The organism is Nocardioides sp. GCM10023255, from assembly GCF_042653125.1.
Taxonomy (GTDB): Bacteria; Actinomycetota; Actinomycetes; order Propionibacteriales; family Nocardioidaceae; genus Nocardioides.
The window spans coordinates 281,487-299,390 of sequence record NZ_JBHSHU010000010.1 but is presented as its reverse complement, the minus strand read 5'-3'; the positions used below and the strand labels follow the sequence as shown (position 1 = coordinate 299,390).

15 protein-coding genes are annotated in these 17,904 nt (G+C 68.8%); 11 read left to right on the top strand and 4 right to left on the bottom strand.

All coding sequences use genetic code 11. The features are described from left to right. Positions 1-32 precede the first annotated feature (32 nt). The 4 genes from ACFO9I_RS18020 (at position 33) to ACFO9I_RS18005 (ending at position 4,567) form a co-directional block, all read left to right on the top strand. Positions 33-1,208 carry a M20 aminoacylase family protein gene (locus tag ACFO9I_RS18020; RefSeq protein WP_379183342.1) on the top strand — a complete coding sequence of 392 codons (1,176 nt, stop codon included), beginning with the start codon at positions 33-35 and terminating at the stop codon, positions 1,206-1,208. 91 nt (positions 1,209-1,299) lie between these two features. Continuing rightward, positions 1,300-2,832 carry a class I adenylate-forming enzyme family protein gene (locus ACFO9I_RS18015; protein ID WP_379183340.1) on the top strand — a complete coding sequence of 511 codons (1,533 nt, stop codon included), beginning with the start codon at positions 1,300-1,302 and terminating at the stop codon, positions 2,830-2,832. Continuing rightward, the gene (locus ACFO9I_RS18010; protein WP_379183338.1) at positions 2,829-3,776 is read left to right on the top strand and encodes a CoA transferase subunit A; all 948 of its coding nucleotides are present in this window, start codon (positions 2,829-2,831) and stop codon (positions 3,774-3,776) included. Before ACFO9I_RS18015 ends, ACFO9I_RS18010 begins: the two co-directional genes overlap by 4 nt. Next, positions 3,773-4,567 carry a CoA-transferase subunit beta gene (locus ACFO9I_RS18005; RefSeq protein WP_379183336.1) on the top strand — a complete coding sequence of 265 codons (795 nt, stop codon included), beginning with the start codon at positions 3,773-3,775 and terminating at the stop codon, positions 4,565-4,567. The genes ACFO9I_RS18010 and ACFO9I_RS18005 overlap by 4 nt, the downstream gene beginning before the upstream one ends. A 98-nt stretch (positions 4,568-4,665) precedes the next feature. On the opposite strand, the gene ACFO9I_RS18000 is transcribed toward ACFO9I_RS18005, so the two are convergent. The 4 genes from ACFO9I_RS18000 to ACFO9I_RS17985 form a co-directional block, all read right to left on the bottom strand. Further along, a complete protein-coding gene (locus tag ACFO9I_RS18000; protein ID WP_379183334.1) occupies positions 4,666-6,060 on the bottom strand; it encodes an L-serine ammonia-lyase in 1,395 nt (464 codons plus the stop codon). A gap of 46 nt (positions 6,061-6,106) precedes the next feature. Further along, complete coding sequence (locus ACFO9I_RS17995; protein ID WP_379183332.1) at positions 6,107-6,874, bottom strand: SDR family NAD(P)-dependent oxidoreductase; 768 nt, start codon at positions 6,872-6,874, stop codon at positions 6,107-6,109. An 82-nt stretch (positions 6,875-6,956) separates the two neighbouring features. Beyond that, positions 6,957-8,114 (bottom strand): thiolase family protein, encoded by a 1,158-nt coding sequence (locus tag ACFO9I_RS17990; protein ID WP_379183330.1) that lies wholly within the window; start codon positions 8,112-8,114, stop codon positions 6,957-6,959. A 94-nt stretch (positions 8,115-8,208) separates the two neighbouring features. Beyond that, positions 8,209-9,171, bottom strand: a complete 963-nt coding sequence (locus ACFO9I_RS17985) for an alpha/beta fold hydrolase (protein ID WP_379183328.1) — start codon at positions 9,169-9,171, stop codon at positions 8,209-8,211. A 651-nt stretch (positions 9,172-9,822) separates the two neighbouring features. On the opposite strand from ACFO9I_RS17985, the gene ACFO9I_RS17980 reads away from it, so the two are divergent. The 7 genes from ACFO9I_RS17980 (at position 9,823) to ACFO9I_RS17950 (ending at position 17,795) form a co-directional block, all read left to right on the top strand. Continuing rightward, positions 9,823-11,343 (top strand): ABC transporter substrate-binding protein, encoded by a 1,521-nt coding sequence (locus tag ACFO9I_RS17980; protein ID WP_379183326.1) that lies wholly within the window; start codon positions 9,823-9,825, stop codon positions 11,341-11,343. Positions 11,344-11,354: 11 nt separating this feature from the next. Then, complete coding sequence (locus ACFO9I_RS17975; RefSeq protein WP_379183324.1) at positions 11,355-12,314, top strand: ABC transporter permease; 960 nt, start codon at positions 11,355-11,357, stop codon at positions 12,312-12,314. Then, positions 12,311-13,219 carry an ABC transporter permease gene (locus ACFO9I_RS17970; RefSeq protein ID WP_379183322.1) on the top strand — a complete coding sequence of 303 codons (909 nt, stop codon included), beginning with the start codon at positions 12,311-12,313 and terminating at the stop codon, positions 13,217-13,219. Before ACFO9I_RS17975 ends, ACFO9I_RS17970 begins: the two co-directional genes overlap by 4 nt. Continuing rightward, positions 13,209-14,201, top strand: a complete 993-nt coding sequence (locus ACFO9I_RS17965; RefSeq protein ID WP_379183320.1) for an ABC transporter ATP-binding protein — start codon at positions 13,209-13,211, stop codon at positions 14,199-14,201. The genes ACFO9I_RS17970 and ACFO9I_RS17965 overlap by 11 nt, the downstream gene beginning before the upstream one ends. Beyond that, positions 14,198-15,010 (top strand): ABC transporter ATP-binding protein, encoded by an 813-nt coding sequence (locus tag ACFO9I_RS17960; RefSeq protein WP_379183318.1) that lies wholly within the window; start codon positions 14,198-14,200, stop codon positions 15,008-15,010. Before ACFO9I_RS17965 ends, ACFO9I_RS17960 begins: the two co-directional genes overlap by 4 nt. Positions 15,011-15,361: 351 nt before the next feature. Next, on the top strand, positions 15,362-16,045 hold the full coding sequence (locus ACFO9I_RS17955) for an ATP-grasp domain-containing protein (RefSeq protein WP_379183316.1): 684 nt from the start codon (positions 15,362-15,364) through the stop codon (positions 16,043-16,045). 250 nt (positions 16,046-16,295) lie between these two features. Continuing rightward, positions 16,296-17,795: a hypothetical protein gene (locus ACFO9I_RS17950; RefSeq protein WP_379183314.1), complete on the top strand. Its 1,500-nt coding sequence runs from the start codon at positions 16,296-16,298 to the stop codon at positions 17,793-17,795. The last annotated feature ends 109 nt before the right edge of the window (positions 17,796-17,904 follow it).

Genomic DNA, 17,904 nt, shown 5'->3' with positions numbered 1-17,904 from the left:
CGACCCTCATCCGATCCGAACGGAGACCATCCGTGCCCACCTCCGCGACCGACTCGCGTGACCGGTTCGCCAGCCAGCTTCGCGAATGGCGCCATCACCTCCACCGCAACCCCGAGCTGCCCTTCGAGGAGCACGCCACGGCCGCCTACCTGGCCGATGCCCTCCGAGCAGCGGGGGTCACCGACGTCGCGACCGGCATCGGCGGCACCGGCGTCGTTGCCACCTTGCGCTGCGGCGACGGACCCGGGGTCATCGGGTTGCGCGCGGACATGGACTGCCTGCCGCTGACCGAGGCGCGCTCACACAGCCATGCCTCGCGCAACCCCGGCGCGATGCACGCCTGCGGCCACGACGGTCACATGACCATGGTGCTCGGGGCAGCTGCCAGGCTGGCCTCGGAGGCCGGGTTCAACGGGACGGTGCGCTTCATCTTCCAACCCGCCGAGGAACCGGGCCGCGGCGCGCAGGCCATGCTCGACGACGGACTGTTCGAGACCTACCCCGTCGACACCATCTACGGCCTGCACAACGCCCCGGGGCTGCCGGTGGGATGGTTCAGCACCCGCAGCGGCCCGGTCCTGGGCAGCGAGGACAACTTCGAGATCCGCGTCCTCGGCCGCGGCGGGCACTCGTCGATGCCGCACCGAGTCATCGACCCCATCGTGATCGGCGCGGAGATCGTGACCGCGCTGCAGACCATCCTCGCCCGCAACATCCCCTACGGCGAGTCGGCCGTCCTGTCCTGCACCGAGGTGGTGACCGACGGCTCCCGCAACGCCATCCCCAACCAGGTGGTGATCCGGGGAGACACCCGCAGCTACACGACCGAGGTCAGCGACCTCCTCGAGCGGCGCATCCGAGAGCTGGCGGACGGCATCTCACGGAGCCATGGCGCGACGTGCGAGGTCACCTACACCCACGAGTTCCAACCCACGGTCAACAACCCCGCCTGCGTCGAGGCCGCCGTCACGGCCGCCCGTTCCGTCTTCGACGTCGTGGAGCCTGACTGCGACCCCCACATGGGCAGCGAAGACTTCGGCGTCTTCGCACGAGCGGTCCCCGGATGCTTCGCCTTCATCGGCAACGGCGTCGAGCCCGGCCACGGCGGAGACCCCCTCCACAGCAGCGACTACGACTTCAACGACGACATCCTCGAGCTCGGCGTGCAGTACTACGTCGGGCTCGTCCGCAGCATCCTCCGCCAGTAGCGCAGAGACGACACCGACCCGCCCCACAACTTCGCCGTCCTCGGCTCGCGGGTGGCTTCACGGCCACGTCAGCCCTCACCCCCGCGCCGGGGTGTCGTCCCCTTTCCGTCCTTCTCCAGGAGTCCTCATCGTGCATCTCGCCTCACTGCCCGACCACCGCGCGCGCGTCGCACCGGACCGAAGCGCCGTGTCCGACCCAGCGCGGAGCCTCACGAATGCGGAGCTGCTCCGCGAGGTCGTAGCCGCCGCCGAACACCTCCGAGAGCTCGGGATCGGCCGGGGCGACGTGGTAGCAGTCAAGCTGACCAACCGGATCGAGTTCGTCACCCTGATGTTCGCCACGTGGCGCCTCGGCGCGACCGTCACCCCGGTCAACCCGAGCCTGACCGAGGTCGAGGTCGCTCGCCAGCTCGCCGACGCCAGCGCCCGCCTGCTGGTGACTGACGCCGAGGTCGACGCAGGCGAACCGGACGCACCACGGGTCCAGACACTCCCCGTCGGCCGCCTGCGGCGTACGCCGCTGCAGCCGGAGCTGCGTGCGGAGACCGACCCGTCGGCGCTGGCCCTGCTCATCTACACCAGCGGAACCACCGGCGTGCCCAAGGGCGTGATGCTCGACCACGCCAACCTCGACGCCACGCTGGCGATGGGCCGCCCCAGCCTGGACCTCGGCGCCGAGGACCGGTGCCTGCTGATCCTGCCCCTGTTCCACGTCAACGGCATCGTGATCAGCGTCCTCCTCCCGCTCTCGACGGGAGGGAGCGTGGTCATCGCCGCCCGGTTCGACCCCCACACCTTCTTCGACCTCGTCGAGGCGCACCGTCCGACGTACTTCAGCGCCGTGCCCACGATCCTCGCCATGCTGGCCGCGCTCCCGCCAGAAGTCGCCCCTGACACGTCGTCGGTGCGGTACGTCATCTGCGGCGCGGCTCCCGCCTCGCCGGAGCTGTTGGACCGGTTCGACGCGCGCTACGGCATCCCTGTCCTCGAGGGCTACGGCCTGTCCGAGGCGACCTGCGGGGTGACGATCAACCCGCTTGCCAGCCCCCGACGGCCGGGCTCGGTGGGCCTGCCGTTCCCCGGCCAGGACGTGCGGATCGTGGGCGCGGACGGAGCCGACGCTGCCGCTGGTGTGCCGGGCGAAGTCGTCCTCCGCGGCGCCAACGTGATGCGCGGCTATCTCGGCCGCCCCGAGGAGACGGCCAAGGTGCTCGTCGACGGGTGGCTGCACACCGGCGACCTGGGTTACCTCGACGCCGATGGCTACCTGACGCTTGTCGGCCGCTCCAAGGACCTGATCATCCGCGGGGGAGCGAACATCTACCCCCAGGAGATCGAGCACGTCCTGATGGCCCACCCGGCTGTGGTCGAGGCGGCGGTGATCGGTGCACCCGATCCGGTGTGGGGCGAGGTCGTCGTCGCCTACCTGGAGCTCGCGGCCGGCCAGGTCATCGAGGTCGCGCAGCTGGAGGCCCACTGCGCGGACCACCTGAGCGGCTACAAGCGCCCTGTCGAGTTCCACGTCCTCGACGCCTTGCCGCGCAACGCTCTGGGCAAGGTCGCCAAGCCGGTGCTTCGCGACCTCCACGCGACGTCGGCCAGCGGCGCCGGGGCAGAGGCATGACCAGCTCGAAGGTCCTCGACCTCCCGACGGCGATCTCACGCTACGTCACCGACGGCATGACGGTCGCCTTCGAGGGTTTCGGCCATCTCATCCCGTTCGCTGCCGCCCACGAGGTCATCCGTCAACGCCGCCGAGCACTGACGCTGTGCCGGATGACACCCGACCTGCTCGCAGACCAGCTCATCGGGGCCGGCTGCGTCTCACGTCTGGTCGCCTCCTACTTCGCCAGCGGGTCGGCCGGATCTCTGCACGAGATCCGACGACGAATCGAGAACGCCGACCCCGACCGGCTGGACGTCGAGGAGTACAGCCACTACGGCATGGTCTGCCGCTACCAGGCGGGCGCTTCCGGACTGCCCTTCTTCCCGCTGCGCTCCTACGCCGGCAGCGACATCCCCGCCGTCAACCCCGACATCAAGAAGGTCGTCGACCCCTATGGCGGCCCGGACATCTACGTGGTCCCACCGTTGCGACCCGACGTCACGATCGTGCACGCCCAGCGTGCCGACCGCGGCGGCAACGTCCAGATGTGGGGCATCGTCGGCGTCCAGCAGGAGGCGGCCTACGCAGCGCAACGGGTCATCGTCACCGTCGAGGAGGTCGTCGAGGACCACGTCGTCCGCTCGGCTCCGAACCGGACCGTGATCCCGGCACACAAGGTCGACGCAGTGGTCCACTGCCCGGGTGGAGCACACCCTTCCTATGTGCTGGACCACTACGTCCGCGACAACGCCTTCTACCGCGAGTGGACACCCATCAGCCGCGATCGACGTCGGCTGCTGGCATGGCTCGACCAGTGGGTGGACCGGGCGCCCGATCGGGCGGCGTACCTCGAACTCCTGGGCCCAGCACGATGGCGGAGCCTGAAGGTCGACCCGGTCCCGCTCGAGCCGAGCGCCTCCTCGCGTCGCGTCGTCAGCACGGCCGGAGGTGAAGGCTGGTGACCGAAGCGTCGCGTGTCCTCTCCGACGTACCACCGTCGAGTGCCGAGTTCCTCGCGTGCGTGGCCGCCCGTCAGCTGGCGGACAAGCACCGCGTCTTCGCCGGAGTCGGCCTGCCCACGCTCGCCGTCGACCTGGCCCGGCGGACCATCAATCCCGATCTCGACCTCGTGTACGAGTCCGGTGTCTGCGGTGCGGCACCCGGCGCCATGGCCGAGGGCATCGCCGACTCGGTGCTCGTCTCGGGGGCTGCGGCTGTTCTTCCCATGACCGCGCTGTTCGGATACGTCCTGCAGGGAGGGCACATCGACGTCGGGTTCTTGGGGGCCGCCCAGGTGGATCGCCACGGCAGCCTCAACACCAGCATCATCGGTGACTGGAGGAACCCGGCTGTGCGGCTGCCGGGTTCGGGTGGGGCGGTCGAAGTCATGGGCAACGCTCGGGAGTGCATCGTCGTGCTCCGGCGACACGACCCGGACGCGCTGCCCCTCGAGCTGGACTTCTGCACCTCGCCCAGCCCGGTGCGTGCCCGTGCGGAGGATGTGCGCATGGTCCCCGACGGCTATGGCGTGTCGACCGTCATCACACCTCTTGCGGTCCTTCGCCGCCCGGACAGGTTCGGCGAGCTGGAGATCTCTGAGGTGCATCCGGGTTCGACCGTGGACGACGTGCGTGCGGCGACCGGATGGCCGATCCGGGTTGCCGCCACCGTGACGCAGACGGAACGACCGAGCCTCGAGGAGGTCCGTCTCCTTCGCGAGGAGATCGACGTTGTTCGTCTGTATCTGCGGTGAGGAACGGGCTCACCTGAAAGCCAGTGAGCGCCGTCGCGGTGTGTCCGACCTCCTCGTGCGCCACCTGTCTGCCGAGGAGCTGCCGCGAGGCGGGCGTCTCAGCAATCGACGACGTTGACGGCCAGACCACCGCGGGACGTCTCCTTGTACTTGGAGTGCATGTCCCTGCCGGTCTCGCGCATGGTCTTGATCGCATCGTCCAGGCTCACCTTGTGGGAGCCGTCGCCGTGCATCGCCAGACGGGCGGCGTTGATGGCCTTGACAGCCGCGATCGCGTTGCGCTCGATGCACGGGATCTGCACGAGTCCACCGATCGGGTCGCAGGTCAGTCCCAGGTGGTGCTCGATGCCGATCTCCGCGGCGTTCTCAACCTGGGCGGGAGAGCCGCCGAGGACCTCGCAGAGCGCGCCCGCCGCCATCGCGCAGGCGGAGCCGACCTCACCTTGGCAGCCGACCTCCGCTCCCGAGATCGAGGCGTTCATCTTGACGAGAATGCCGATGGCAGCGGCGGTGAGCAGGAACCTCACGATCCCGTCCTCGTCCGCGCCGGGCACGAACCGCACGTAGTAGTGCAGCACCGCGGGCACGATCCCAGCGGCTCCGTTGGTAGGGGCGGTCACGATCCTGCCGCCGGAGGCATTCTCCTCGTTCACGGCGAGGGCGAACAGGTTCACCCAGTCGAGGACGCGCATCGGATCGGTGGTGGCAGCCCCGTCACCGGCCTGGGTCAGCGTGCGGTAGAGGGCGGGCGCCCGCCGGGGCACCCGGAGCGTGCCGGGAAGCTCTGCCTCGGTCACCGGGTCGCGGCCACACCCGGCTCTGACACAGGCCTCCATGGTGTGCCACAGGTCGAGCAGGCCGGCTCGGACCTCGGCCTCGGATCGCCAGGTGCGCTCGTTGGCCAGCATGACATCGCTGACCCGAAGTGCCTCGGACGCACAGATGTCGAGGAGCTCGGCCGCGGAGGAGAAGGGGAACCGCACCACAGTGGCGGCGCCAGGATCTCCGGGTGCGTTGAGCTCGGCGTCGTCGAGCACGAACCCGCCCCCGATGGAGTAGTACGTCCGCGTGTGGACCGGGGTGCCGGCGTAGTCGTATGCGGTGAAGGTCATTGCGTTGGGGTGTCCGGGCAGGGTTCGACGCCGGTGGAGCACGATGTCGTGCTCGGGGTAGAAGCGGATCTCCCTCTTGCCGTCGAGCAGCAGGACACCTCGGGCGGCTGTGTCGGCGACGCGTCGGTCCACGGAGTCGGTGTCCACGGTGGCCGGGTCCTCGCCCTGGAGGCCGAGCAGGACGGCGGTCGCGGAGCCATGTCCGTGGCCGGTCGCTCCCAGGGAGCCGAAGAGCTCCGCACGCACTTGGACGACCTGATGCCGGGTATCGATGTCGTGCACGGCCTCCGCGAAGCGCTTTGCGGCCCTCATCGGGCCGACGGTGTGCGACGAGGACGGGCCGATGCCGACGGAGTACAGGTCGAAGGCGCTGAGCGTCACCGAGCCCTCCTCGTCGGCGTGCGCTCGGCAGGCCCGCACATCCAACTCATCGCGGCGCCATACGGATGGCACCGTCCAGCCTGATCGTCTCGCCGTTCAGGTAGGAGTTCTCGATGATGCTGACAGCCAGTCGGGCGTAGTCGTCGGGGTCGCCCAGCCTTCTGGGGTGGGGCACGGACGCGGCGAGGCCGTCACGGATGTCTTGTCGGAGCCGGGCGAGCATCGGGGTGTCGAAGGTGCCAGGGGCGATCGTGTTGACCCGGATCTGGCGACTCGCCAGGTCGCGTGCGGCCACCAGGGTGATGCCGTGGACGGCGGCCTTGGTCGCCGTGTAGGACGTCTGGCCGATCTGGCCGTCGAAGGCCGCGACCGAGGAGGTCAGGACGATCGCGCCTCGGTCGCCGCCGACGATGTCGTTCTTCGCCATCACGGCGGCGGCAAGCCGGAGCACGTTGTAGGTGCCGACCAGGTTGATCCTCACGACGTTCTCGAAGACGTCAACCGGAGCGGGCGTCCCGTGCTGGTCCAGGATGCGCGTGCGGTCGCCGCCGATGCCTGCGCAGTGCACGACCGCTCGTAGGGGCATGCTTTGGGAGGCCGCGGTGAGTGCGTCCTGGACCTGCGCCTCGTCGGTGATGTCAGCCGGGTGGAACCGCGCGGCACTGCCGAAGGGGTGCAGTGCTGCGGCGCCGGGGCTGTCGGGCAGGTCGAGGACGGTGACGGTCGCCCCGGCTGCGACGAGCCTGTGGGTGGTTGCCAGGCCGAGACCGGAGGTGCCTCCCGTCACCAGTGCCGACATTCCCTTCACATCCATGGTTCCTCCTCGTGTACGGACGACGTGCTGATGATTGATGTCATGACATTGCGCGGCTCCGGGTCTCCCACGTCGCTGGCAGTCACCGGGCGGTCTCGTCCAGCAGCTCGAAGATCGTGGCGTTGGCGGTGCCGCCGCCCTCGCACATGGTCTGCAGGCCGTACCGGATCCGGTGGTCGCGCATGTGGTGGATGAGCCGGGTTGCAAGGACCGCCCCGGACGCACCCAGTGGGTGACCGACGGCGATCGCGCCACCGACCGGGTTGGTCAGGTCCGGATTCGCGCCGGTCTCGGCGAGCCAGGCGAGCGGGACCGAAGCGAACGCCTCGTTGACCTCGAATGCTCCGATGTCGTCGATCCTGAGTCCCGCTCGCCTGAGCACTTTGCTCGTGGCGGGGATCGGGCCGGTGAGCATCTTGACGGGGTCGTCGCCCACCACCGCACCGCTGTGGTACCGCACGATGGGGGTCAGTCCCAGCTCCGCCGCACGTTCGGGAGTGGTCATCAAGATGGCTGCCGCGCCGTCCGAGATCTGGGAGGAGTTGCCGGCGTGGATGGTGCCGTCGTCGAGGAAGGACGGCTTGAGCTGGGCGAGCGTGTCGACCGAGGTGCCGCGGCGCAGACCTTCGTCGACCGACAGGGTGCCGCCCTCGAACGACACTGGCACGATCTGGTCGTCGAACGCTCCCGCGTCGGCCGCAGCGGCGGCCCGCCGGTGACTCTCGGCCGCATACGCGTCCAGGGCGCCGCGATCCAGCCCCCAGTGCCGGGCCACGAGCTCAGCGCTCGGGCCCTGGGCGAGTTCGGTGACTCCGAAGCGCTCGAGCACGGTCTGGCCGTAGGGGAAGCCGCTCTCCCGCGCGGCACCCAGCGGGACGCGGCTCATCGACTCCACACCACCGGCCACCACCAGGTCGAACGCGCCGGACATCACCGCGTGCGCCGCCTGGTCGATCGCCTGCTGGCTCGACCCGCACGCCCGGTTGACTGTCACCGCCGGAACTGTCTCTGGCCAACCCGCAGCCAGCACACCGAAACGACCGATGTTGCTCGATTGGTCACCCAGTTGCGTGACGCAGCCCCAGACGACGTCGTCCACCTCGACCGGGTCGATCCCGGTCCTTGAGCACAGCTCGCGCAGCACCACGGCTGTGAGGTCGGCGGCGTGGATGCCGGCCAATGAACCGTTGCGCTTGCCGATCGGAGTACGGATCGCCTCGACGATCACTGCTTCACGCACTGTTGACGACCTGCTTCCTGGGCGGGGATTCACGGATAGGTGCTGCTGGGGGAGGGGGCGTGGGGCGACGGTCAGGCGGTCGCGGCCCTTGGCGTCACAGTCCGCCCTGGTCGATCAGGTCGTCGAAGATCACTTCGACCTCGCTCCACAGCGAGAGGTGACCTTCGTTGTCGTACAGGTGTGCTTCGGCGCCGGCCACGTGTGCGGCCAGCCACTTCCCGTGGGCGAAGGGCACGGTCCAGTCCGCGGTGCCGTGCCAGATGGACACGGGCACGGTGATGTCGGCCAGGTCGAAGCCCCAGTGCCGGGTGAAGGCGAGGTCGTCGTCGAGCCAGCCCTCGACGCCACGGGCGACGCCCCGGTTGATCGACGCGAGCAGTCGGGACGCGAACTCGCCGGTGGCGTAGGCCTTGTCCGCAGGTGAGGCCAGGTCGCCCAGAGTCTCTGCGACCTGCTCGACGGACACTGCGCCGAACTTGGCGGCCTCCGACTCCAGCAGTGGCCGGAGCTCGTGACGACCGGTGAGAGCGGCGGTGTACTCGACGACGTTCTCCTGACCCATGCCTTCGAAGAACGTCAGACCGTCGGCGTGGAACGGCGCCACTCCGGCGCCGACCGCCGCTGCGCGGCAGCGTTCGGGCAGCATGGCTGCGCAGGCAAGCGCGTGCGGACCCCCGCCGGACCACCCGAGGGTGATGAACTCCTGGCAGCCCAGGTCGTCGAGCACCCCGGCGATGTCTTGGGCGATGTCGCCGATGGTGCGGTTGGGGCGCGCGGTCGACGCGCCGTACCCGGGGCGGCTGGCCACGACCAGGGCGAGGCCCCGGTCAGCCGCTGCCTGTGCGACGCGGGGGTAGGGGACTGCGGCTCCGGGAGTGCCGTGGTGGAAGACCAACGGGAATCCGTCAAGGTCACCTTCGACGAGGTACTCGACCTCGCGACCGTCGGGGAGGGCCGCCACGCGGTAGTCGGCGTCGGCCTGCGCCGCCGCTGCTGCGGCACTGTGCGTGCTGGTCGTCGTGACTGGTTCCTCGTAGCTCGAGCCGGGGGTCGACATGGGGGTCTCCATTCGTGGGTGTGTGGGGCCGGCCCAGGGGTGTCCGGTGCTGACATCCGTTGCGGAACCTGGCGGCGTGCGGGATCTGGCGGCTCGTGCACTCGAGCCAGGGGCATCGTCGAGACCGATCGGGAAACGTGCGGGTTCCTCGACGCGCCGGTACGCCGGATGCGGTCGAGCACCGGCGTTCCGCCCGCCTTGGCGTCCTCGGCATCGCGAGGACGCACTCGAGGCCTCCGACCACCCATCGTGGCGGCGTCAGGTCCCGATGAAAAGCGACAAGGTCTGGTGGTGACGGTGAAGGAAATCCGCACGTTGCCGCGTGGTTCGGTCCGTCCACGCCTCGACGGCCGCCCGCGGACACGGGGCCGGCGGCGAGGTGGGGGAGGAGAGCCCAACATCCAGCTCTGCTTCAACATCTAGGCCGGAATTTCCCGCTTTTCTTCAGCCCGCGGCGGCCCTCAGGATTCGGCTACGCCACCATCGAAAGGGTTTCTCATGCTGAAGTCGCGTCAAAACGCGTCCCGCTTTGCCAAGCGCTTCGGGATCGGTCTTGCGAGCGCAGTTCTCCCGGTCTGTCTACTCGCCGGCTGCGGGAGCAGCGACGCGAGCTCGGCCAGTGCCGGTGGTGTTCTGCGCATCGGTGACGCCTTGTCGAGGATCGACTCCCTGAACCCCTTCGTGGGTCGCAACGGGTTCGCTACCGCGACGTTCCGTGTCGTCTACCCCTACTTGCTCCAGTACGACGAGTCGCAGAGCATCGTGGGTGACTTCGCGAAGACGACCGAGGTGTCCGAGGACGGGAAGACGCTGACGTTCACGACCTATGACGGCGCCAAGTGGAGCGACGGCGAGCCGCTCACGGCCGAGGACGCTGCCTGGACCATCAACACGGTCGTCCGTCTCAAGGACGGCGCGACCGCGCGGTTCGCCCCTTACGTGGCCAACATCGTGCGAGCCTCAGCGCCCTCTCCCACGACTCTGACCGTCGAGTACAGCACTCCGACGGCTACCGCTGAGAACGATCTGGCAACGCTGCCGATCCTGCCCGAGCACATCTGGGGCCCCATGGCGGCGGGGAAGGGCGAGCAGCTGACGACGTTCGTCAACGACTCTCCGGTCGGCGCGGGACCGTTCAAGGTCACGAAGTACACCGAGAACCAGTTCGTGAACTTCGCCGCCTATGACGGCTACTACGGTCCGGCGCCGAAGCTCAAGGGATTCGGGTTCCAGTTCTTCACCAGCAACGACGCGATGCTGAGCGCTCTGCGTTCGAACGAGCTCGACGTCGCCTACGAAGTTCCCCCGACGGCCGTGTCCCAGCTCGAGAGCGACAAGTCGCTGACCGTCAACAACGTCCCGGGTCTGGACATCGACGTGCTCGGTTTCAACTCCAGCGCCTCCCAGGAGGAGCACCCCGAGCTGAAGAACCCGAAGGTGCGGCAGGCCATCGACCTGGCCATCGACAAGGAGTCCCTGATCGACGTCGTCGCCGACGGCTCAGGCACCCTCACCGGGACCATGGTTCCGCCCGTCCTGGAGAAGTGGAACGACCCGTCGGTGAGGTCGACCCCGTTCGATCTCGACGCCGCCAACAAGCTCCTGGACTCGCTGGGCTACACGAAGGGCGCCGACGGCATCCGGACCGTGAACGGCCAGCCGATGGAGTACACGCTGCTCTTCCCGTCGGTGGCCACCGGAGCACCCCGCGTGGTGACCGAGGTCGTCAAGCAGCTCGCCGCGATCGGCATCAAGGTCGAGGCACGGTCCTCGGACTTCCCGAGCTTCCTGCAGGCCATCTACGGGCCCGACAACCAGTACCGCGGCTGGGACATGATGATCAGCGACTACGCGTTCGGCTACGACCCGTCCGGCTACCTGTTCTCGTGGACCTGCGCGCAGCTCGGCGGCAACAACCTCACGGGCTACTGCGACAAGGACTACGACAAGCTGTTCGCTCGCCAGAGCACCCAGGTCGGTGAGGAGCGCGTCCAGACCGTTCACGAGGCCCAGCAGCGGTTCGCACAGCAGAAGCCGGTCATCCCGCTGTACGTCGCGAACGCGATCAGCGTTGCCCGCAGCGTCGGCAACGTGCCGGAGCAGACCAGCTCTCCCCTGGTCGTGGTGAACTACATGTCGAAGCTCTGGATCGAGCAGGCCACGCTGGGATGAGGAACTCACCCTTGACCGCGCTGGTCACGCTGACACGGCGCCTGGCCTCTGGCGTCGTGGTCACGCTGGCGGTCGCCGTGGGCAACTTCTTCCTGTTCCGACTGGCGCCAGGCAATGCCGCCAACCTCGGCCTGGTGCCCAACGCGTCGCCCGAGCTTCGGGCGTCGCTGGAGCACCAGTTCGGGCTCGACCAGTCCACAGCCTCCCAGTTGAAGGCCTACCTGCTCCAGCTCGCGCACGGAAACCTCGGGGTCTCGTTCGCGAACCGGCGGCCGGTGGCCGACAACCTGTGGACTGCGCTCCTCAACACCCTGGCCATGGTGGTCCCAGGACTCATCCTGGCCTTGGTGCTGGCCCTCATCACCGGGGTGTACGCGGCGTGGCGACGTGGCTCGGTCAGTGACCACGCGCTGCGGGCAGTGGCGCTGACCATGTTCGCGATCCCAGGACAGTGGTTGGGAATGGTGCTGCTGTACGGCGCCCGGGGTCATCTACCGTCCGGCGGGATCTCCGATCCCTTCCTCGTCGGGACCGGATTCCAGGCCGAGCTGGCCGACCGCCTCCAACACATGGTGCTGCCGTGCGTCACCTACGCCCTCATCGTCTACGGAGCCTTCATGATCGTGCTGCGGACCTCGCTGGTCGAGACCCTCTCCGAGGGGTACATCCTGGCCGCGAAGGCGCGGGGACTGAGCAACCGCGTCATCCTGCGCCGCCACGCCCTGCGCAACGCACTGCTTCCGCTGGTCACCCTGATCGGGCTGACGATCGGGACGCTGGTCGCGGGCGTCATCCTCGTCGAGAGTGTGTTCTCCTGGCCTGGCCTGGGGGAGGCGATCTACGACGCGGTCAACGCCCGCGACTACCCGATGCTGCAGGGCGCGTTCCTGCTCCTGACGATCGTGGTCGTGCTGAGCAACCTGGTCGTCGACATGACCTACAGCTACCTCGACCCGCGGGTGCGGCTGTGACGGGCGCGGCAGTCGTCACCCCGGTCAAGGGCAACCTGAGACCGCGGATCCGGGACCACAAGGCAGCGACGCTCGGACTGCTGATCATCGTCGGGTTCGGCGTGCTCGCCGTCCTCGCCCCGGTGATCACCCCGTCGTCGGTCCACCAGCAGGCCGGCCCAGTCTTCGGCCCTCCGTCAGGGAGTCACATCCTCGGGTTGGACGACAGCGGAGCCGACATGCTCGGGCTGGTGCTCGTGGGAACGCGGATGAGCATGCTTGTCGGGCTCACCTCCACTGCCATCGCGGTGTTCCTCGGCGGCGCGGTCGGCGTGCTGGCTGGCTACTTCGGGGGACGTGTCGACTCGGTGCTCATGCGACTGACAGATGTCTTCCTGGTCGTGCCGATCCTGCCGCTGATGATCGTCGTGGCCGCACTGTGGGGGCCGAGCGTGGGTCACGCCATCTTGATCATCGGTCTGCTGTCATGGACCCCGACGGCGCGGGTGATGCGCTCGCAGGTCCTCGCCACGCGCGAACGGGCATTCGTTCGGCGAGCGAAGGCAATGGGAGCCGGACACCTCAGAGTCATCTGGCACCACGTCCTGCCCCGGGTGCGCGGTCTTCTTGTCGCCAACTCGGTGATCGTGCTCGCGTCCGCCATCTTCTTCGAGGCCGCCCTGGCGTTCCTCGGGCTGGAGAGCGTGACCACGACGTCGTGGGGCACGCTGATCGCGAACGCCTTCAACCGGGCAGCGTCGAGCGCGGGAGCCTGGTGGGCATTCGTCCCACCCGGAGCGTGCATCGCGCTCATGGTGCTGGCCTGCAGCCTGGTCGCGATGTCCTTCGAGGACGCTGGCAACGCCAGAGTCCCCGAGTCCCACATTTTCGGCGGCCGACTGGAGGTGGTGCGCGATGAGCAGTGATTCGCTCCTGGAGGTCAAGGACCTCAACGTCTGGCTCCCCGGCCCCCAACGCGGGTCCCGGGTGAACATCGTGCGGGACGTCTCGTTCACCGTGCGCCGCGGCGAACGCCTCGGCGTCGTCGGGGAGTCTGGGTGCGGCAAGTCGACCACCCTGCTCTCCCTGGTCGGCCTGCTGCCGGCCCGTGCCGCACTCTCCGGTTCCATCCGCCTCGACGGCGTCGACATCCTCGGCGGCTCGGCGCGACGCGGCCACACCCTCGACGCCGTTCGTGGTCGTGACATCGGCGTGGTCCTGCAAAGCAGCATGAACACCCTCAACCCGGTCTACCGGGTCGACCGTCAGCTCCGAGAGGTGCTCCCCGACGAGGTGCGCGCCGACACCACCAGGGTCCGCGCACGCATCGGTGAGCTCCTCGACCGCGTGGGTCTACCTGCCCGGGTCGCCCGTGCCTACCCGCACGAGCTGTCCGGCGGCATGCGCCAACGAATCGCCATCGCGATGGCACTCGCCCCCGAGCCCAAGCTGCTCCTGGCGGACGAGCCGACCACCGCGCTGGACACCATCGTGCAGGCCCGCATCATGGAGCTGCTCGACACCCTGTGCGCAGACGATCAGCTCTCGGTCGTCCTCGTCTCCCACCACCTGGCGCTGGCCGCACAGTTCTGCGACCGCCTCATGGTGATGTACGCCGGCCGCGTGATCGAGCAAGCCCCCCGCCAGCAGATCTCGTCCCACCCGAGACATCCGTACACCCGGCTGTTGCTCGCCGCCACAGCTGACCTAGGCACCCACAAGGACGACGTGATCACCATTCCCGGCGCCCCACCCAGCTTGACCATGGCGCACTCCGGATGCTCCTTCGCACCACGCTGCCCGGAACGGTTCGACGCCTGCACGACCGCAGTCCCGGTGCTCGACCGGATCGCAGCAGGCCACCACGTCAGCTGCTTCGCCCGACGCATCGCCAGCGAGTCGGCATGACGTCCCTGGATCTCGACATCCGGGACCTGGTCATCGAGTACCCGGCGCGCCGGGGCAGCGGTGTCACCCGAGCTGTCGACGGCGTCAACCTGCAGCTGAATCGCGGCGAGTTCGTCGGCATCGTCGGGGAATCCGGGTCTGGCAAGTCCTCGATCGCGAACGCCATCATGGGCCTGGCGCCCATCACGTCCGGTGAGCTCTGGCTCGGCGACACCAACCTCGGTGCCTTGCGGGGCAGGCGAGCCCGCCACGCCCGTCGCCGCCTGCAGCTCGTCATGCAGGACCCCTTCGAGGCGCTCGACCCGCACATGAACGTGCACCGCCTCATCGAGGAGCCGCTGATCGTCCACCGGTTCGGACTCTCCAGGGCCGAGCGTCGCGCTCGCGTGCGCGACGCACTTGAGCGCGTCGGGCTGTCACCCGCCGAGGAGTTCGAGAACCGCCGCCCGCACGAGCTGTCCGGTGGACAGCGCCAGCGCGTCTGCGTCGCCGCCTGCCTCATCGTCGACCCGTTCGTCGTGATCGCCGACGAGCCGGTGTCGATGCTCGACGTCTCCGTCCGAGCCGGCGTCCTCCACACACTCGACGCCTCTCGCCGACGAGACAACGCCGCGGTGCTGATGATCACCCACGACCTGCCTACCGCAGCCGCTTTCTGCGACCGGTTGATCGTGATGCACCAGGGCCGAGTCGTCGAACAAGGCACCGCCGCCGACGTGGTCGAGAACCCCAGCCACCGTTACACCCGGGAGCTGCTGAACGCGACGCCCGCCCTCGGTCGGCAGGACGTTCCGGTCCCTGGGAGCTGATGACCCGGCTCTTCGGTCGCGACCACAGATGCTCATGGTGTGTGCCGGGCGGTCACCGTTCCCCTCAACCAGCCAGGGCCGCGGATTCCAGCGGTTTCGCCGGTGTGACGCCCGCGCCGAGGGAACGACGATGGACCCGTCCACGGCGGCCGGTCAGAGCCGGCCGCCATCACACGCCGACCCGAGGAGCGACGCATGCCGCCCCGACCCTTGCCGCTCAGCCAGCCCGACCTGAGCTCCCCGGGAGAACCGGGCCACCTGGTCCTCGACCGGGCTCTCGCCGCTCGTGGGCTCACGAGTCGCTGGGTCACGTGGGACGACCCGACCGTCGCATGGGCAGACGCTGACCTGGTGGCGGTCCGCTCCGCCTGGGACTACGACACCCGCCTCCCGGCCTTCCTTGACTGGGCTACGAGCGTGGGGTCGACGCTCCTACACGGCGCCGCAGTCTTTGCCTGGAACGCAGACAAGGCCTACCTCCTGGACCTGGAGCGTGCTGCCGTTCCAGTAGTCCCGTCCGCCGTGGTCGAGCGCCCGCGCGATCTTGTTGACGCGGCCGAGAAGTACGCAGGCGCCGCCATGGTGAAGCCGAGGACCGGGGCCGACGGCCGCGGCGTCGTGCGTGTCCGCGACCCTGACGACTTGGCGCACGTGTCGGACGGGCCGTGGCTCGTGCAGCCCCTAGTGGAGTCGGTCCGGTCCGAGGGTGAGCAGTCAGTGTTTGTCTTCGGTGGCCGCGCTACCAGTCAGCTCCGCAAGGTCGCCGGTGACCACGACATCCGGGTCCACGAGCACCACGGTGGCGCCTCGCATCCGACCAGACTTGACCCGGAAGCTGGTGCACTCGCAGTGCGGGCGCTCGCTGCGGCGGCCGACGTCACCGGAACCCGGCTCCGATACGGCCGCGTCGACATCCTCCGATACCAGGGCCGCCTCGTCGTCAGCGAGGTCGAGCTCACGGAGCCGTCGCTGTATCTGGACGACATCCCAGAGAACGGCGAGGCCTTCGCCGAGGTGCTGCAGGCGAACCTGTAGTCGGGAGGCCGGCTACCTCGAGGAGCCACGGGGTTTCTGGTGCCGGGCGCCGATGTAGAACGCTGCATTCACCGTGGCCCGGACACATTTGCTTCACGTTTTCGGCCGCAGGGTTGCGCTTTTCTTCGCGTCACGACGCCGTCACGATTGCCACACCGAACTCGGGTGGATCGAGGCCGGGGCCGCGAGCTGCCCCAGGGTTGGCGCGCCGTCTGCTTCCTGGCTCCACCTCACTCCTCAGCGCCGCCGAATGCGCAAGCAGCAGATCGCTGCACCGAGACAGCCTCAACAGGAAGAAGGCACGTTGAACAAGCACCACCTGCTCGTCGGAGTCGCAGCGTCCGCGCTGGCCGTCACACCGGTCGGCGCCGCAGCCCAGCAAGCACCGACCCCCGCGCCCGCCGGGCCAGCGTTCTCGAACACGACCCTGCTCTCGTCGGCTTCGCCGTACGCGTTCCCACTGCACCCGGGTGCGACGACCGAGCCGCATTCCGGCCAGGCGGGCAACAGCGAGCCCGCGATCGCCTTCGGCGGGCCTGGGAACGTGATGGCGGTCGATGGGCTGGGCCAGATGTCGGTCCAGGTCAACCTCTGGAAGGGCCACTTCGGTGACACGCCGCCGGCGTACTTCGGCGCGATGGACACGTTCCTGCCCTCGAACGGAGCCGGCCGGGTCACCGTCGGCGACGGCGACGCAGACGTGGAGGTCACCTCGGCGGGGACGGTCCTGCTGGCCGACCTCGACACGCTCGTCAACCCCGGGGTGCTGGGCGGTCACGCCCCGCTCAGTTCGGCGAGGTTCGGCGTCTCCGTGACCCGCTGCCCGGCGGAGGCGTCGGGGCCGTCCGGGTGCACGACGACCCCGATCGACGTGGCCGGTGCGGACCGTCAGTGGATCACGACGGACGGGGAGAACGCCTGGCTGTCGTACCACGACTCGGTCGAGAGCGAGTTGATTCGGGTGTGGCATTCGACCGATGACGGGCGGACGTGGACGCGCGTCGCCAGTCCGATCCCGGGCCAGGGCCCGGTGACGAGCGGCGCGTCGGCGAACAACCGCGTCGGTCCGATCGTGGCTGACCCGCAGAGCGGCAATGTCTACCAGGTCTTCATGTCGGGGGAAGCCAGCGCCGCGAAGGGTACGAACGACGACTACAACAATGTCTACGTCTCGCGCTCCACCGACGGCGGGAAGTCGTGGAAGGCGCAGCTCGTCTACCACGCACCCCGGTTCACCAACCTGTCGAACTTCTGGCCGACTCTCGCCGTGGATTCCGCGACGGGCGCGCTGTGGACCGCTTGGAGCGACCAGCGTGGCGTCTGGGCGAGCTCGTCGTCTGATAGGGGTGACCACTGGAGCACGCCGCTGAAGGTGTCAGCGGCAGAGGTCAACACCGCGGTCATGCCATCGGTCGCCGCGCGCAACGGCAAGGTCGACGTGGTCTACTACGGCTCGACCGCCGACTCTGTCGACGACGCAAGCGCGGTCTGGAACGTCTACGACGCGCAGCTCCAGGGCGGCCTCTGGTCGAACGGACTCGTCAGCAATGCGCCGAACCACGTCGGCAGGATCTGTGTCGAGGGCGAGGAGTGCACCGGCGACCGTGAGCTGCTCGACCTGTTCGAGGTCGCCGAGGATCCCGCCACCGGCAAGGCGGCCGTGGTCTACACCGACACCACGATCGACACCTGGACGCTCGCCGGCGTCACCCAGCAGCTACCGCAGATCGTGCTCGCCTATGAGCAGTAGGAGAGCAGGTCTCAGCTGCGCGAGCCCGGGCAGCGGGAACGCGGACACAACGGGGCAACCGTGGTCCGCCCCGCCCACGCAGGAGGTGCGGAGTGACCAGGCGTCAAGC

Excerpts from the sequence above, each read along its gene's own strand:
- ACFO9I_RS18010 (WP_379183338.1), top strand. The coding sequence starts at position 2,829 with ATGACCAGCTCGAAGGTCCTCGACCTCCCGACGGCGATCTCACGCTAC.
- ACFO9I_RS17995 (WP_379183332.1), bottom strand. The coding sequence starts at position 6,874 with ATGGATGTGAAGGGAATGTCGGCACTGGTGACGGGAGGCACCTCCGGT.
- ACFO9I_RS17985 (WP_379183328.1), bottom strand. The coding sequence starts at position 9,171 with ATGTCGACCCCCGGCTCGAGCTACGAGGAACCAGTCACGACGACCAGC.
- ACFO9I_RS17965 (WP_379183320.1), top strand. The coding sequence starts at position 13,209 with ATGAGCAGTGATTCGCTCCTGGAGGTCAAGGACCTCAACGTCTGGCTC.
- ACFO9I_RS17960 (WP_379183318.1), top strand. The coding sequence starts at position 14,198 with ATGACGTCCCTGGATCTCGACATCCGGGACCTGGTCATCGAGTACCCG.
- ACFO9I_RS17950 (WP_379183314.1), top strand. The coding sequence starts at position 16,296 with ATGCGCAAGCAGCAGATCGCTGCACCGAGACAGCCTCAACAGGAAGAA.